Consider the following 15,124-nt stretch of genomic DNA (forward strand, 5'->3'; position numbering starts at 1 on the left):
GCATACACGAAGGGCATCGCGTTGTCACGCGATGCCCCCGGTGATGCGTCATGAAGCGCGTATTGCGCTATTACTTCTTCACAGCTGCTGCAACTTCGGCAGCGAAGTCGGTCTCTTCTTTCTGGATGCCTTCACCCAGAGCGAAGCGGACGAATCCGGTGATCTTGGCCGGAGCGCCGATTTCCTTCTCGGCGGCCTTCAGGGCGGCGTCGACGGTCAGGTCCGGATTGATCACGAAGGCCTGCTTCAGAAGCACGGACTCCTCGTAGAACTTGCGCAGGCGGCCTTCGACCATCTTCTCGATGACGGCTTCCGGCTTGCCCGATTCGCGAGCCTGCTCGACGAAGATCGCCTTTTCACGAGCGACGACGGTCGGATCGACCTCCTCGGGGGTCAGGGCCAGCGGGCTGGTGGCGGCAACGTGCATCGCAACCTGGCGAGCGAAAGCGCGCGCTGCGTCTGCATTGCCAGTCGTTTCGATGGCAACGAGGACGCCGAGCTTGCCGAGGCTGTCGGCAACCGCGTTGTGCACATAGGTGGCAACCACACCGGCCGGAACCGAGAGCTTGACCGAGCGGCGGAAGCCCATGTTCTCGCCGATGGTGCCGACCGCATCCTTGATGGCGTCGGCGACGGACTTGTCCGAGCCGGGGTAGCCAGCGGCGGCAACCGCCTCGGTCTCGCCATTGCCGGCAAGCGCCACGGCAGCAACGTTGCGGACGATTTCCTGGAAGGCTTCGTTGCGGGCAACAAAGTCGGTCTCGGAGTTAACCTCGACGACCACGGCCGAATTCGCATCGCCGGCAACGCCGATCAGGCCTTCGGCAGCGGTGCGGCCGGCCTTCTTGTCAGCCTTGGCAATGCCCTTGGCACGCAGCCAGTCGACGGCGGCTTCCATGTCGCCGTTGGTCTCGGCGAGTGCCGCCTTACAATCCATCATGCCCGCGCCGGTTGCGTCGCGGAGTTCTTTGACCTGTGCTGCTGAAATGCTCATTCTCTTGCCTCTTGGTTCCAAATGCGTGAGCGCACCACCGATTTATCGATGATGCGCCTGACGCCGACGCGACAAACCGCGTCCAATTTCAGAGAAATGAAGGCCGCAGGGCGGCCTTCATTGCCATTACGCCTCGGGCGAAGTGCCTTCATCGAGCGCCGGCTCCGACGGAGCCTCGGCCGAAGCGCCGATGTCGACGCCGAGAGCGCCCTGCTGGCGGGCGATACCGTCAATGGCGGCGCGGGCGATCAGGTCGCAGTAGAGCGAGATGGCGCGGGCGGCATCGTCGTTGCCCGGGATCGGGAAGTCGATCTTGTCCGGATCGCAGTTCGAGTCGATGACGGCAACGACCGGGATGCCGAGGCGCTTGGCCTCGAGGATGGCGATCGCTTCCTTGTTGGTGTCGATGACGAACATCAGGTCCGGGGTCGAGCCCATGTCCTTGATACCGCCGAGGGCCTTGTCCAGCTTCTCGCGTTCGCGCTCGAGGTTCAGGCGCTCCTTCTTGGTGAAGCCCTGGGCTTCGCCAGCCAGCAGCTCGTCGAGCTTGCGCAGGCGCTGGATCGAGTTCGAGATCGTCTTCCAGTTGGTCAGCATGCCGCCGAGCCAACGCGAGTTGACGTAGTACTGGGCCGAACGCTGGGCAGCGTCAGCGACGATGTCCGAAGCCTGGCGCTTGGTGCCGACGAACAGCACGCGGCCGCCCTTGGCAACGGTATCGGAAACCTGCTTGAGAGCCTGGTGCAGCAGCGGAACCGTCTGCGACAGGTCGATGATGTGGACGTTGTTACGGGCGCCATAGATGTAGGGCGCCATCTTCGGGTTCCAGCGGTGCGTCTGGTGGCCGAAGTGAACACCAGCTTCCAAAAGCTGGCGCATGCTGAAATCAGGCAGAGCCATTCCTAGTTCCTTTCCGGTTAGCCTCCACGGACGTAACGACATGGTTGGGATGCTATCCCTTCCCTGTCACCGGAGGTGTCAGCCGGATTTCTCCCGGGCAGATACCAAAGTCCGTGTGTGGAATGCCGGCGCATATAGAGGCAGAACGCTGGAAAAGCAAGCGGGGCCTTGATGGGCTCGCTTATCGCGTAGTTCATCGGCTGGCGATCAGCGCGCCGGTGCCGATCATGGCGCTGCCGGCGACGCGGTTCATCCAGCGCATGCGGCCGGACGTATTGAACCATCGCGCGCTGCGGCCGGCGGCCAGTGAATAGAAGGTCATGATCCCAACGTTGATGCAGAACACCACGCCGAGCACGACGAGGCCGTCCAGGACCGTCAGAGCCTTCACATCGAGAATCAGCGGCATGATGGACGCGTGGAACAGGATGGCTTTGGGATTGCCGAGGCCGACGGCCGCTCCGAGTGCTACCGAACGCGCGGGCTTCGCCTGCGGCCGTTCGGCGCTGTCCAACGGCTGCGGCGAACTGCGCCACATCTTGAAGCCGAGCCAGATCAGATAGGCCGCGCCGGCATATTTCAGGAGCAGAAAAATCCACTCGACGGTGTGAGCGACGGCCGCCAGCCCCATCAGGGCCAGCCCGACGAGCACCAGATCACCGAGGCCGATGCCGATTCCGAGCGCAATGGCCGGGGCTGCGCCGCGCGAAACGCCTGTGGTGATGACGGCCAGCATCGACGGACCCGGGCTTGCCGCCGCGGCGAACACGGCACCCGCATAAGCCAGAAGCGAAAACAAGGTCATGCAGCCACCCTCTCCTTGCCGGCTCGAACCCGAACGCGTCGGAACACTGCGACGATTTCCTCACGGCTGCAAGCGATCGCGCCCATCCGCATGGCTCGGTCACGCTCGACGCCGGTGATGTCGTAGTGGGGTGCGGTGGTCTTGGGTGGACCCTGATAGGAAGAAAGATGCAGGCCGAGTCGAGCCGCGAAGCGATGCAGCTCGGCCAGATCGTCAGCCATCAGATGGCACCAGAGTCGCCCCTGCCAAAGCCAGATGGCCTCGTCGACATAGACCGCCAAGCGCGGCCTATTTCTTATCGCATTTGTGTTGGGGCTGGTCGAACAGCGACAGGTTGACCAGCTTGCCGGTCATCGAGAAGTCGCCATAGTCCATGACCAGGTCGCGCGTCAGGCCATTTTCGTGCAGCTTGAAGCTGATGCGATACTCGGGGACTTCCTCGCCATTTTTCTTCGTCTCGTCGAAATAGGCGATGTTGACGGGCCAGTATTTGTCCTTGGCCAGCCCCTTGAGCGCCGGCAGCTCGGGATCGTTCTTCGACGATTCCGTCTGCTTGCCGACGATGACGGTGGTGGTCATCACCTTGTCGGCGTCTTCAGAGCCGTCGAAGAGGTTGGTCTCATAAAACGTCTCGCCGCTATTGGCCTTCCGGATCAGCTCTTCGAGATGCTGAGTCGGAAACTGCGTGGGGCCAAGTTCGAGACTGTTCTTTTCCGGCTTGTCGATCTTGACGTTCAGCCCCGCCTTCTCGCGAGTGGCCGTGCCCTTCACCTCACGTTCGAGATTCTGGTCGACGAAGGATTTGGTCAGGAAGCTGAAGGTCTTGCCTTCGGCGTCCTCGTAGGTCGTCGTCTGCTGATCGGTAAGGCGCGCATTTTCACCCGTGGTGATCTGCGTGACGAAGCGGAAGTTCACCGTATAGCCTTCGCAAGGCGAGCCGTTGAACTCGTAGACCATGCGGCCACTAAGGCCGGTGATGCCGGAATGATCCGAAGCCTTGTCCAGGACGAGATCGTAGACGGCACGATGCGGCGCAAGCGGGGTCACGGCAAAAGCCGGGACGGTACCGATGGCGGATGTCGAGAGAAGAGCAAGCAAGGCAAGGCGCACAGCGCGCATGAAGACACTCCGGTGTCGCGGCCACTCGACCGCACAAATGAAGTCTACATTCGAAAAAAGTCGTGGCGGAAGCGAGGCAAAAATAGCAGTTTGCGCGCGGCAACCGATTTCCATGCCGAAACATAAGGAAAGACGATGAGCGAAACAATCGAAAACCGGCTCAGCAAGCTGGGCGTCACCCTGCCCGTGGCAGCGGCACCGGCCGCCAACTACGTACCCTACATGCAGAGCGGCAATCTTGTTTTCACGGCCGGCCAGTTGCCGCTGAAGGAAGGCAAGCTCGTCGCCTCCGGTCTTCTCGGCCGCGATCTCGACACCGCCGCCGGCCAGGAAGCCGCCAAATACTGCGCCATCAACATCCTGGCCCAGGTGAAGGCAGCGCTCGGCGATCTCGAGAAGATCAAGCGCCTGGTCAAGATCACGGTCTTCGTCGCCTCCTCGCCCGACTTCACCGAGCAGCACCTGGTGGCCAACGGCGCCTCCGACTTCCTCGTCGCCGCGCTTGGCGATTCCGGCAAGCATGCCCGCTCGGCGGTTGGCGTGGCGGTTCTGCCGCTCAATGCCGCGGTCGAGATCGAAGCCATCGTCGAAGTCGCCTGAAAGACCCGATCATGAGCGAGCTCTCCTGGCTGACGGCGCGGCCGATCGCGCATCGTGGCTATCACGATCTCAACAAGGCAGTGTGGGAAAACACCCTGTCGGCTTTCGACCGCGCCATAGCCAGGGGCTACGCCATCGAGTGCGATGTGCATCTGTCTTCCGATGGCGTGCCGGTCGTCTTCCATGACGACGATTTGAAGCGGCTGACGGGGACGGAAGGCTTCATCTGGCAGCGCACGGCAGCTGAAATGGCCGCTCTGCGCATCGGCGGCACGACGGACCATGCGCCGACGCTGCAGGAAATGCTCGATCGCGTTGCGGGCAAGGTGCCGCTGGTGATCGAACTCAAGGGCATCCCCGGTAAGGACGAGGGCCTGGTCGAGAAGGTCTGCGCCTTGCTGCGTGGCTATCACGGCGAAGCGGCGATCATGTCCTTCGATCACTGGCTGATCCGGCAGTTCCCGGCTCATGCGGGCGACATCCCGACCGGCCTGACTGCCTATGGCAGCAAGGACCACGAGTTGGAGGCGCATTTCTCGATGCTCGCGCACGGCATCTCCTTCGTCTCCTACGATGTTTTTGCGCTGCCGAACCGCTTCGTCGGTTTCGTCCGCGAAAGACTGAACATGCCGGTGATCACCTGGACGGTTCGCGACCAGGCGGCGGTGGACCTGACCTTTGCCCACGCCGACCAGATGACCTTCGAAGGATTCGAGCCGGAGGTGGCACGCGCGTGATTGTCTTGCAGTGCCCTCTTGCACCGCCAAACGGGTTACGTATCTAAAACCCCATGGACAGCACGCGCGACGGCACCGAACCCCACGCGGATGGCGACTTCGCCATCCGCGTCGTCGACAGCATGGGCGGCTTCGCCCGCGCCGAATGGGAAAGCCTGACCGGAACCTCGCGAAACGAGTCCGGAAATATCTATAACCCGTTCATATCATACGAGTTTCTTAGTTCTCTCGAAGAGTCCGGCTGCGCCGTTCGCCGGTCGGGCTGGATGGGCCATCACCTGCGGCTCGAAGGGCCGGGCGGCCGTCTTCTCGGGGCGGTGCCCTGCTATATGAAGTCGCACAGCCAGGGCGAATATGTCTTCGACCACGGCTGGGCCGATGCCTTCGAGCGCGCGGGCGGGCGCTATTACCCCAAGCTGCAGGTTTCGGTGCCTTTTACGCCGGCCACGGGGCCCCGGCTCCTGGCGCACCGTGCCGCCGACGCCGATACCGTGCGGGCCGCGCTTGCCTCGGGTCTCAAGCTGGTGACGAACAAGCTCGGCGTATCGTCGGCGCATGTCACCTTCGCCACGGAGGACGACGTCGAGGCGCTGGAAGGCGCTGGCTTCCTCACCCGCACCGACCAGCAATTCCATTTCTTCAACGAAGACTATTCCAGCTACGACGACTTCCTCGCAACGCTTGCCTCACGCAAGCGGAAGGCGCTGAAGAAGGAACGGCGCGAGGCGCTGTCGCATGGGATCGAGATCGACTGGCTGACCGGCAGCGACCTGACCGAGCGCGTCTGGGACGATTTCTTTGCCTTCTACATGGATACGGGCAGCCGGAAATGGGGACGCCCCTATCTCAACCGCACGTTCTTCTCGCTGATCGGCGAGCGGATGCGCGACGACATCCTGCTGGTGATGGCGCGGCGCAATGGCCGGTACATAGCAGGCGCCATCAACTTCATCGGCTCCGATACGCTGTATGGCCGCAACTGGGGCTGCGTCGAGGATCACCCCTACCTGCATTTCGAGGTCTGCTACCATCAGGCGATCGATTTTGCGATCGCCAACAAGCTGAGGGTCGTGGAAGCCGGCGCGCAAGGGGAGCACAAGCTGGCGCGCGGCTACAGACCCGTTACCACGCGCTCGGCCCACTACATCGTCCATGCCGGCCTGCGAAATGCCGTTGCCGACTATCTCGAGCGCGAGCGCGAGGAGGTCCAGCAGATTGGCGAGTATCTGGACGAGCACAGCCCGTTCAGGAAGGATCTCGCCGAGCCTGATAGTTGAAAGGTGTCAGTGCACCAGCGTCTTCGAGAACAGGTTGATGATGCCGACGCCCACCATGATGAACCCCATGCCGATCAGGGCGGGCACATCGAGCGCCTGGCGGAACCAGACCCAGCCGATCGCCGTGATGAGGATGATGCCCGCGCCACACCAGAGGGCATAGACCACGCCGACCGGCATGATGCGCAAAGTCAGGGACAGGAAATAGAAGGCAAGCGCATAGCCCGTGACCGTCACCAGCGATGGCAGCAGCCGGGTGAAGCCGTGCGTTTCCTTGAGCGCCGTCGTTGCCAGCACTTCGAATATGATGGCTATGACCAGATAGCCGTAGTTCCAATACATGCGTGTTCCTGCCTGACTGATTGCGGGCTGTTGCCGAAACGACTATGACGCGAACACGCACACGACGAGAGGCACATCATGAAATACGACGATACCAACGTGTTTGCGAAGATCCTGCGCGGCGAGCTGCCCGCCCACAAGGTCTATGAGGATGAAACCGCGATCGCCTTCATGGATCTCATGCCCCAGGGCACGGGCCATACGCTGGTAGTGCCCAAGGCGCCTTCACGCAACCTCCTGGACGCCGATCCCGCCGTTTTCGGCCCGCTCATGGCTGTTGTGCAGAAGATCGCCCGTGCAGCCAAGCAGGCTTTTGCCGCCGACGGCGTGACGGTTATCCAGTTCAACGAGCCGGCCGCCGGGCAAACCGTGTTTCACCTGCATGTCCACGTCATGCCGCGCTTCGAGGGCGTGCCGCTGAAGCCGCATACGGGCCAGATGGAAAAGCCGGAAGTGCTGGCCGAGCACGCCGAGAAGCTCCGCGCCGCACTGGCTGAAGCTTAAAGCGGCTGCGAGGCCAAAATTCCCACGCCAAGAACGATCTCGGCCGCGACGATGCCTATGAGCACGCGGCGGCCGAGCAGAAGATAGGCGACGAAGCCAGCCGCCACTGCCCCGACCCGCAAGGCAAGCGACGTTGCCGCCAGTGCGCCGGTCGGAAAGACGATCAGGTTGCCGATGACGGCAGCCACCAGCGCGGTCGCCACGGTGCGCACCAGCACCAGAATATCCGAACTCTCCGAAATACGGCCGCCGAAATAGACGCCGAGAAAGCGCCAGCTGTCGGTCGCCAGCCAGCCGGCGACGAGGATAAACAGGAACGGCCACCACCAGGCGTCGATCGAGGTGAAGGTCATGCGGCCGCCCTCCGCCGGACCAGTCGATGATAGATACAGGCGGCAACGCCGCCCGTAAGACCCGCCGCCAGAAGGTCGAAACCGGGCCAGACGGTATGGAAAAACGGCCCGAGACCAAGCCCCAGAACCATGGCCACATGCCCTGCCCGCTCGCGCGCCGAGCCCCAGAGCGAGGTCAGGAAATACATCGGCGTGAGCAGCAGCAGGCCCGCCGACACGATGGGCGGCAGATTGCCCGCAAGCGTATAAACCACGCCCACCACGACCATGTTGGTCAGCACCAGCGTGAAGCCCAGCCCGGCGTAATAGGTTGCGCGCATCTCACGCGGAATGCGACCGACGCGCTCCATCGCGAGCACCCAGGACGTCACGGCAACGCAGTGGGAGAGCAGGTAGAGCAGCCACTTTGGCGTGCGCGAGCCTTTGAGCTCGGGCACCAGTGCCACCACCATAGGCATCAGACGGATAGACGACAGCGCAACCGCAAAGGCTGCCGCCGGCAGCGATGCGCCCGACATGATGGCGCCGACCAAAACCACCTTGGCCGGAAGCGCCCAGACCATGCCCGTCATGAACACCGCCTGGGCCAGCGTCAGCCCGGCCTCGCGTGCAAGCCCTGCAAATCCGACGAAAGCGCTGGCAAGGATCAGCCCGGGAACCGAAAAGGCAGTGCGGGCACCGCGCAGAAACCAGATCCGGCGCGCGTCGGCGCCTGGAGAATCGATCTGCTCGGGGAATGTGGAGGTGTCGTCTGGCATCGACGCGCTGATTAGCACGCACTGAATGACGCCGCGACATGAAAGCCTTGGACCAGTTGCCCGATCGTGTCGAGGCAGTCACAAAAAAGCCGCCGGTCGCCTGATGCGGCCGGCGGCTTTTCATTGATTAGGAAGTCTTCTCAGCCCTTGCGGGGCAGTTGCGGCACCAGGCTACGCTTGGTCCCGTCCCTGCCATTGGCCTTGGGCTTCTGGCTTGTGGCCTTCTTTGCCACCGCCTTCTTCGCTGCCGGCTTCCTCGCCGGACCCTTGGTCTCTTCCTTCTTGGGCTTCACCGGCACTTCGTCGGCGATGCTCTCGAGCTTCAGGCCGCTCTCGCCGTCTTCCTTCTTCTCGACGGTGACGCGGACGGTACCGCCCTTCTTGAGCTTGCCGAACAGCACCTCTTCGGCCAGCGGCTTCTTGATGTACTCCTGGATGACGCGGCTGAGCGGACGCGCGCCCATGCGCTCGTCATAGCCCTTGTCGGCCAGCCAGGCGATGGCATCGGGCGACAGATCGAAGGTCACGCCGCGCTCGGAAAGCTGGGCCTCGAGCTGCATGACGAACTTCTGCACGACCTGGTGCACGACCGGCACCGGCAGCGAACCGAACGGGATGATGGCATCGAGACGGTTGCGGAACTCCGGCGAGAACAGCCGGTTGATCGCTTCCATGTCGTCGCCCTCACGCTTAGACGAGCCGAAGCCGATGGCCGCCTTGGCCATGTCGGCAGCACCAGCATTGGTCGTCATGATCAGGATGACGTTGCGGAAGTCGATCTGCTTGCCGTTGTGGTCGGTCAGCTTGCCGTGGTCCATGACCTGCAACAGGATGTTGAACAAGTCCGGATGCGCTTTTTCGACCTCATCGAGCAGCAGCACGCAGTGCGGATGCTGGTCGACACCATCGGTCAGCAGGCCGCCCTGGTCGAAGCCGACATAGCCGGGAGGCGCGCCGATCAGCCGCGAGACGGTGTGGCGCTCCATGTATTCGGACATGTCGAAGCGGATCAGCTCGACCCCAAGCGACGAAGCCAGCTGCCGCGCCACTTCGGTCTTGCCGACGCCCGTCGGACCCGAGAACAGGTAGGAGCCGATCGGCTTCTCCGGTTCGCGCAAGCCCGCACGCGCCAGCTTGATCGCCGAGGCGAGCGCCGTGATGGCCGTGTCCTGACCATAGACAACCCGGCGCAGCTCAGTCTCGAGATTGGCCAGCACCTGCTCGTCGTCGGCCGAAACCGTCTTGGGCGGGATGCGCGCCATGGTGGCGATGGTCGCCTCGATCTCCTTGACGCCGATCGTCTTCTTGCGCTTGCCCTCGGGCACCAGCATCTGCGAGGCGCCGGTTTCGTCGATCACGTCGATCGCCTTGTCCGGCAGCTTGCGGTCGTTGATGTAGCGCGCAGACAGCTCCACCGCGGCCTTGATGGCCTCGTTGGTGTATTTCACCCGGTGGAATTCCTCATAATAGGGCTTCAGGCCCTTCATGATCTCGATCGCGTCGTCGACCGTCGGCTCCTTCACGTCGATCTTCTGGAAGCGCCGCACCAAAGCGCGGTCCTTCTCGAAGAACTGGCGGAATTCCTTGTAGGTGGTCGAGCCGATGCAGCGGATAGCACCGGACGACAGCGCCGGCTTCAGGAGGTTCGATGCATCCATCGCGCCGCCCGAGGTGGCGCCAGCGCCGATCACCGTGTGAATCTCGTCGATGAACAGCACCGCACCCGGATACTCTTCCAGTTCCTTGACGACCTGCTTCAGGCGTTCCTCGAAATCGCCGCGATAGCGCGTGCCGGCCAGCAGCGTGCCCATGTCGAGCGCAAAGATGGTGGCATCGGCCAGCACGTCGGGGACATCGCCCTCGACGATTCGCTTGGCCAGACCTTCGGCGATCGCGGTCTTGCCGACGCCGGGATCACCCACATAGAGCGGGTTGTTCTTGGAACGGCGGCACAGCACCTGGATGGTGCGATTGATCTCGTCCTCGCGGCCGATCAGCGGATCGATCTTGCCGGCACGGGCCTTCTTGTTGAGGTCGATGCAGTAGGCGGCAAGCGCGTCCTGCTGTTTCTTCTTGCCACCCTCCTCCGCGGAATCGCCACCGGCCGAGCCGGAATGATCGTCCTCGGCGCCACGCGGGGTGCGAGTCTCATTGGCGCCGGGCCGCTTGGCGATGCCGTGGCTGATGTAGTTGACCGCGTCGTAACGGGTCATCTGCTGTTCCTGCAGGAAATAGGCGGCATGGCTTTCGCGCTCGGCGAAGATCGCAACGAGCACGTTGGCACCCGACACCTCATCGCGGCCGGACGACTGAACGTGGATGACCGCGCGCTGGATGACACGCTGGAAACCTGCCGTCGGCTTCGAATCCTCGTCGTAGCCGGTGACCAGATTGTCGAGCTCGGTGTCGATATAGTTGAGGACGGTGCGTTTCAGTTCAGCCAGGTCGACATTGCAGGCGCGCATGACCGCCGCCGCTTCCGCGTCGTCGATCAGGGCGAGCAGCAGATGCTCGAGCGTCGCATATTCATGGTGACGCTCGTTGGCGAATGTGAGCGCCTGGTGAAGCGCCTTTTCCAGGCCCGGTGAGAAAGCCGGCATTCAAAACCTCATTTCTTCTCCATCACGCATTGCAGCGGATGTTGATTCTGACGGGCAAAATCCATGACCTGCGACACCTTCGTCTCGGCCACTTCAAATGTATAAACCCCACACTCGCCCACGCCATGATTGTGTACATGCAACATGATCCGAGTGGCGGTTTCACGATCCTTCTGGAAAAATCGTTCCAAAATATGGATCACGAACTCCATCGGTGTGTAGTCATCGTTGAGGATCAGAACCCGATACAGGCTGGGCTTCTTAGTTTTCGGCTTCGTGCGAGTGATAACGGCCGTCCCCCGACCGGGAGCGTTGCCCTTATCCTCGCCATTTTGCATATGCGCCATTCGCATTCCTATGGCGCCCCCGACGCTCGTCACTCTTTCCATACCTTTCGCGGGATCCTCACCCGCACTCAAATGTAGGTAGCCGATCACGGATTTTAAGCTCTTCTTTTCGCCTGACAATATGGTTGCTGATTCCGCCGATGCCGCTTCAGCCATTCGTGACCCCAAGCGGGCGTCCGCAAAAGCAAAAAACCCGGCCGCTTTGCGCAACCGGGCTCTGATGGGACCCGAAGCCCCGCAATCACGTGCCTGAGAGCTTACTTAGCCTTGGCGACGACCGACTCGAAAGGCTTGTAGGCCTCCTTGGCGAGATCGGCGTAGAGTTCGCTCATCTTGGTAGCCTCAGCGACGAAGCCCTCATAGGCCTGCTTGGCAAAATCGGTCTGGATTTCCAGAGCTTTCTCCAGCGAACCCGACGACATCACCTTCTCGAAGGCGGCGGTGCCGGTTTCGAACGACTTCTTGGTATATTCGGTTGCCTCGACGGCAATGGCCTGGGCGCTCTTGGACATGGCCGCAAAGCTCTTCAGGTGGCTGTCCACGATTTCCTTGCCGAATTTGTTGGCTTCATCAAACGACTGCAACATCTGCGCATTCCCTTTCGATGCTGACTGATGGTCTCGGCGCATGTTTTGTGCGTTGCAATCAATTTATTGTGCGATGCACAAAAAGTCAATGACGCAGCGTCGGCAACGGGGTGCGACAAAAGCTAAATTCATTCTAAAGCCCGAATAAAAAGGTGAACGTTCCGGTTACCATAAACGGATTGGTAACGCTGCCACCCTAGTGTGCGCCAAAGCGAGGCAGGAACCTTTGCCGCCTCTCGGGTGCAACAAAAATTCAAGGGTCCAACAGTGCGTCAAGCGTTTGCCGGCATTGCCCTCAAGCAGTACTTCTCCGCAAAATCTGCAATCGCAACGATCCTTGCAGTGGTCATGAGCGTGGTTTCGGTCGGCGTCGCCAACGCCGCCGCGAAGAAGTCCAATACGAAATACGCAGCCATCGTCGTGGACGCGAACACCGGCAAGATGTTGTTTTCGGCCAATGCCGACTCGCGTCGGTTTCCGGCGTCGCTGACCAAGATGATGACGCTCTACCTCACCTTCGAGGCCCTCTCCCGCGGCAAGATCACCAAGGAAACGCGCGTGCCCTTCTCGGCCCACGCCGCCTCTCAGCCTCCGACGAAGCTTGGCGTACGGGCCGGTGGGTCGGTCAGCGTCGAGACCGCGATCTATGCGCTGGTGACCAAGTCGGCCAACGATGCCTCGACGGCTCTGGCCGAACTGATCGCGGGCGATGAAGAGACTTTTGCCCGGATGATGACGGCCAAGGCGCGTAGCCTGGGCATGACCGGCACCGTGTTCCGCAACGCCAACGGCCTGCCCAATCCCGGACAGTTCACCACCGCACGCGACATGTCCACGCTTGGCCTGGCTCTGCGCGAACACTACCCGCAGTATTATGGCTATTTCTCCACGCGCTCCTTCACCTGGGGCCGCGCCCGCATGCCCAACCACAACCACCTGCTGGGCCGGGTGAAGGGCATGGACGGCATCAAGACCGGCTATACCAATGCTTCCGGCTTCAACCTCGTCTCGTCGGTGATCGACGGCAATCGCCGTATCGTCGCGGTCGTCATGGGCGGCGCCAGCGGCGGCGCTCGCGACAATCACATGGTCGAGCTGATCCAGAGGTACCTGCCGCAAGCCTCCAATGGCGGAAAGCGTGGCCAGCTGGTCGCCCGCGCAGAATCCTCGCCGTCCGGTGCCATCGCGAAGGTGCTGCTGCCCAAGAACGCCGCCCCGACGCCCGACGCCAAGCCCGACGGCGACGTGGACGTTGCTGTGGACAATGACGAAGAGAAGGCCCCGGTTAAGGTCGCTGACGCTGCTCCCGCCAAGGCCACCGAGCACGCCAAGACGCCGGAAACCGTACCCGCTCCGGCCTTGCAGGCCTATGCTGAACCTGCGCCGTTCCAGCGTGCAGATACCGAAACCGACGACGATGCCGAAGACGCGCCTGCCCCCACCGTGCAGCATGTGGATCCGGTCAAGACCGCCTCGGTTAGCCCCACTGGCTGGGTTGTGCAGATCGCTTCGGCGCCGAGCCGCGAAGGAGCCGAGGCCATTCTCGACAAGACCACCAAGCAGGCAGGCGGCGTTCTGGCCAGGGCCTCCGGCTTCACCGTGCAGTTCGAAAAGGGTGGCGTGACCTATCACCGCGCACGTTTCGGCGGCTTCCAATCCAAGGTCGCCGCATGGGATGCGTGCACCGCGCTGAAGAAGAAGAAAATCTCCTGCTATGCCGTCCAGAACTAGGACGGCCGAGCAGAAACTCTCCCGCTTGTTCCGTGTCGTAGGAGGTTTAATCGTGATTGGTGAGCAGAACGTCCTTGGCTTCGTTGATTCGCGCAGCCAGGAAAGACGTGCCCCCGAGATCGGGATGCAGGCGCTGCATCAGGCGTCGATGCGCCTTGCGGACATCCGCCGCGGTGGCCCCCGCTTCAAGACCAAGGATCTTGTAGGCCTCCTCCTTAGTCATGGCGCCAGAACTTGGCGCAACACGCTGCCTGTAGCGACGATTCGCATCCGCGTTTTCGCGCCAGATGGGAAACCGGCCATCAAGATAGGTCTCCAGTAACTGGCGGCTTTCCGGATCTCCGTAGAGGTCCGAATGCAGTTCTCTGAGTTCGCTGAGCGACATGGAGCTCAGCGTCTTCTGCTCGTGCCGACCGGCAAGTACCAATCCATCCAGGCGGCCGCTGTCATGATCGAGTTCCATTTCGAGTGCGGCGGTTCGCACCGTCGAGCGCTTTCCGGGTGTCGATTGCTGGGACGCGCGGAATCGGCCCATCGAATACCAGCCGAAAGCCGCCGATAGCAGAAGACCACCCAGGACGGCTCGTCCGAGCAGCAACAGGATCGTGCCTATAATGCCAATGGCGATGGGTCCCGACAGCGTCACCGCTCGGGCAAGTGCGGCGGGCTCGGCACGCACGAACAGCGAGCCCATAACGACGATCACCAAAGCCGTTCCCAGCAAGCCAAGCAGGATGGTCATGTCCGTCCGCCCCGCAGATGCTCGATCATCAGCCGATCCTCGGCCCGGCCGCGTGCCTCAAGCGCCTTGATGCCGCCTGTGGCGAACACCGCGACCGCAGACAATAGTTTAGCCAACATCGCGGCGGCATTGCGGTCTAAGCGGAACCAGGCGCCCTTGGACAGCCGCGCCATCTCCTTGAAGGCCGTTTCGGCGACATGGTCATCCCCCTCCTGGAAGATGAAGACGGGAACACCGTGCAGGCCGAGCTGACCGGCCTTCATGGCCAGGGCGTCGACGTTCTCCTCCATCGCGTCGCCGATATAGACGAGGGCCGAAACCTTGCCCTGCGCGGCCTCCCTCAAGGCGTGTGAGAGGACCTTGCCGATCTGGGTCTGTCCGCCCTGACACTGGATGCTGCTCATCAGCCGCTTCAGTGCGCCGGTGTCGCTGACGAATTTCGAGGCACGGCATTCCTCGATGCCACGGAAATAGACGAGCTGTACGTCGAGCGAGCCGGCCTTGCCTACCGCGTCGAACATCTCGGCCTGCAGCGTGCAGGCAAGGTCCCAGGTGGGCTGCCGGCTCATGGTCGCATCGAGCGCCAGGATCAGCCGGCCGGAGCCTGTTTTGTCGCCGGCAAACGCCTTGGCCTCACGCACAAAGGCTTCGATTTCCTGCGCGCTGGACACCGGCCGGTTTGGGACCGAGGACGAATTGAACGGAGCCGGCGCCTTCTTGTCGTTCAT

At 62.2% G+C, this 15,124-nt stretch carries 18 protein-coding genes; 5 read left to right on the top strand and 13 right to left on the bottom strand.

What is annotated here, in order from left to right; translation table 11 throughout:
- Nucleotides 1–70: 70 nt before the first annotated feature.
- The 5 genes from tsf to M2281_RS00100 form a co-directional block, all read right to left on the bottom strand.
- Nucleotides 71–994 (bottom strand): translation elongation factor Ts, encoded by a 924-nt coding sequence (gene tsf, locus M2281_RS00080; protein ID WP_280819069.1) that lies wholly within the window; start codon nt 992–994, stop codon nt 71–73.
- A gap of 126 nt (nt 995–1,120) precedes the next feature.
- Nucleotides 1,121–1,894: a 30S ribosomal protein S2 gene (gene rpsB / locus M2281_RS00085; protein ID WP_280819070.1), complete on the bottom strand. Its 774-nt coding sequence runs from the start codon at nt 1,892–1,894 to the stop codon at nt 1,121–1,123.
- A 193-nt stretch (nt 1,895–2,087) separates the two neighbouring features.
- Nucleotides 2,088–2,699, bottom strand: coding sequence for a LysE family translocator (locus tag M2281_RS00090; RefSeq protein ID WP_280819071.1), 612 nt, complete (start codon nt 2,697–2,699; stop codon nt 2,088–2,090).
- Entirely contained in the window at nt 2,696–2,980 is a 285-nt protein-coding gene (locus tag M2281_RS00095) for a DUF4031 domain-containing protein (RefSeq protein WP_280819072.1), read from the bottom strand. Before M2281_RS00095 ends, M2281_RS00090 begins: the two co-directional genes overlap by 4 nt.
- Before the next feature lie 7 nt (nt 2,981–2,987).
- A complete protein-coding gene (locus M2281_RS00100) occupies nt 2,988–3,818 on the bottom strand; it encodes a cell envelope integrity EipB family protein (RefSeq protein ID WP_280819073.1) in 831 nt (276 codons plus the stop codon).
- A 135-nt stretch (nt 3,819–3,953) separates the two neighbouring features.
- Here M2281_RS00100 and M2281_RS00105 point away from each other — a divergent pair, with 135 nt between their 5' ends.
- The 3 genes from M2281_RS00105 to M2281_RS00115 are packed head-to-tail and all read left to right on the top strand — an operon-like array spanning nt 3,954 to nt 6,432.
- The gene (locus M2281_RS00105) at nt 3,954–4,418 is read left to right on the top strand and encodes a RidA family protein (protein ID WP_280819074.1); all 465 of its coding nucleotides are present in this window, start codon (nt 3,954–3,956) and stop codon (nt 4,416–4,418) included.
- Between the two features lie 11 nt (nt 4,419–4,429).
- Nucleotides 4,430–5,155, top strand: coding sequence for a glycerophosphodiester phosphodiesterase (locus tag M2281_RS00110; RefSeq protein ID WP_280819075.1), 726 nt, complete (start codon nt 4,430–4,432; stop codon nt 5,153–5,155).
- A 53-nt stretch (nt 5,156–5,208) separates the two neighbouring features.
- Nucleotides 5,209–6,432: a GNAT family N-acetyltransferase gene (locus tag M2281_RS00115; RefSeq protein ID WP_425537649.1), complete on the top strand. Its 1,224-nt coding sequence runs from the start codon at nt 5,209–5,211 to the stop codon at nt 6,430–6,432.
- A gap of 6 nt (nt 6,433–6,438) precedes the next feature.
- On the opposite strand, the gene M2281_RS00120 is transcribed toward M2281_RS00115, so the two are convergent.
- The gene (locus M2281_RS00120) at nt 6,439–6,774 is read right to left on the bottom strand and encodes a DMT family transporter (RefSeq protein WP_280819076.1); all 336 of its coding nucleotides are present in this window, start codon (nt 6,772–6,774) and stop codon (nt 6,439–6,441) included.
- Between the two features lie 78 nt (nt 6,775–6,852).
- Here M2281_RS00120 and M2281_RS00125 point away from each other — a divergent pair, with 78 nt between their 5' ends.
- Complete coding sequence (locus M2281_RS00125) at nt 6,853–7,278, top strand: HIT family protein (RefSeq protein ID WP_280819077.1); 426 nt, start codon at nt 6,853–6,855, stop codon at nt 7,276–7,278.
- On the opposite strand, the gene M2281_RS00130 is transcribed toward M2281_RS00125, so the two are convergent.
- From M2281_RS00130 to M2281_RS00150, 5 genes are all read right to left on the bottom strand, one after another.
- Entirely contained in the window at nt 7,275–7,631 is a 357-nt protein-coding gene (locus tag M2281_RS00130; RefSeq protein WP_280819078.1) for an AzlD domain-containing protein, read from the bottom strand. The genes M2281_RS00125 and M2281_RS00130 overlap by 4 nt on opposite strands.
- The gene (locus M2281_RS00135; RefSeq protein ID WP_280819079.1) at nt 7,628–8,389 is read right to left on the bottom strand and encodes an AzlC family ABC transporter permease; all 762 of its coding nucleotides are present in this window, start codon (nt 8,387–8,389) and stop codon (nt 7,628–7,630) included. Before M2281_RS00135 ends, M2281_RS00130 begins: the two co-directional genes overlap by 4 nt.
- A 140-nt stretch (nt 8,390–8,529) precedes the next feature.
- Complete coding sequence (gene clpA / locus M2281_RS00140; protein WP_280819080.1) at nt 8,530–10,989, bottom strand: ATP-dependent Clp protease ATP-binding subunit ClpA; 2,460 nt, start codon at nt 10,987–10,989, stop codon at nt 8,530–8,532.
- A gap of 8 nt (nt 10,990–10,997) precedes the next feature.
- Nucleotides 10,998–11,327 carry an ATP-dependent Clp protease adapter ClpS gene (clpS, locus tag M2281_RS00145; protein WP_280821058.1) on the bottom strand — a complete coding sequence of 110 codons (330 nt, stop codon included), beginning with the start codon at nt 11,325–11,327 and terminating at the stop codon, nt 10,998–11,000.
- Nucleotides 11,328–11,593: 266 nt separating this feature from the next.
- A complete protein-coding gene (locus M2281_RS00150; protein ID WP_280819081.1) occupies nt 11,594–11,923 on the bottom strand; it encodes a phasin family protein in 330 nt (109 codons plus the stop codon).
- 267 nt (nt 11,924–12,190) lie between these two features.
- Between M2281_RS00150 and M2281_RS00155 the strand changes: the two genes are divergently transcribed.
- Nucleotides 12,191–13,654, top strand: coding sequence for a D-alanyl-D-alanine carboxypeptidase (locus tag M2281_RS00155; protein WP_280819082.1), 1,464 nt, complete (start codon nt 12,191–12,193; stop codon nt 13,652–13,654).
- 46 nt (nt 13,655–13,700) lie between these two features.
- Here the strand turns inward: M2281_RS00155 and M2281_RS00160 are convergent, their stop codons facing one another.
- Together M2281_RS00160 and M2281_RS00165 are read right to left on the bottom strand one after the other, a co-directional pair.
- Entirely contained in the window at nt 13,701–14,396 is a 696-nt protein-coding gene (locus M2281_RS00160) for a DnaJ domain-containing protein (RefSeq protein ID WP_280819083.1), read from the bottom strand.
- Entirely contained in the window at nt 14,393–15,124 is a 732-nt protein-coding gene (locus M2281_RS00165; RefSeq protein WP_280819084.1) for a VWA domain-containing protein, read from the bottom strand. Before M2281_RS00165 ends, M2281_RS00160 begins: the two co-directional genes overlap by 4 nt.

Origin of the sequence: Pseudaminobacter soli (ex Li et al. 2025) (assembly GCF_029892515.1) — a bacterium.
GTDB lineage: Bacteria > Pseudomonadota > Alphaproteobacteria > Rhizobiales > Rhizobiaceae > Pseudaminobacter > Pseudaminobacter soli_A.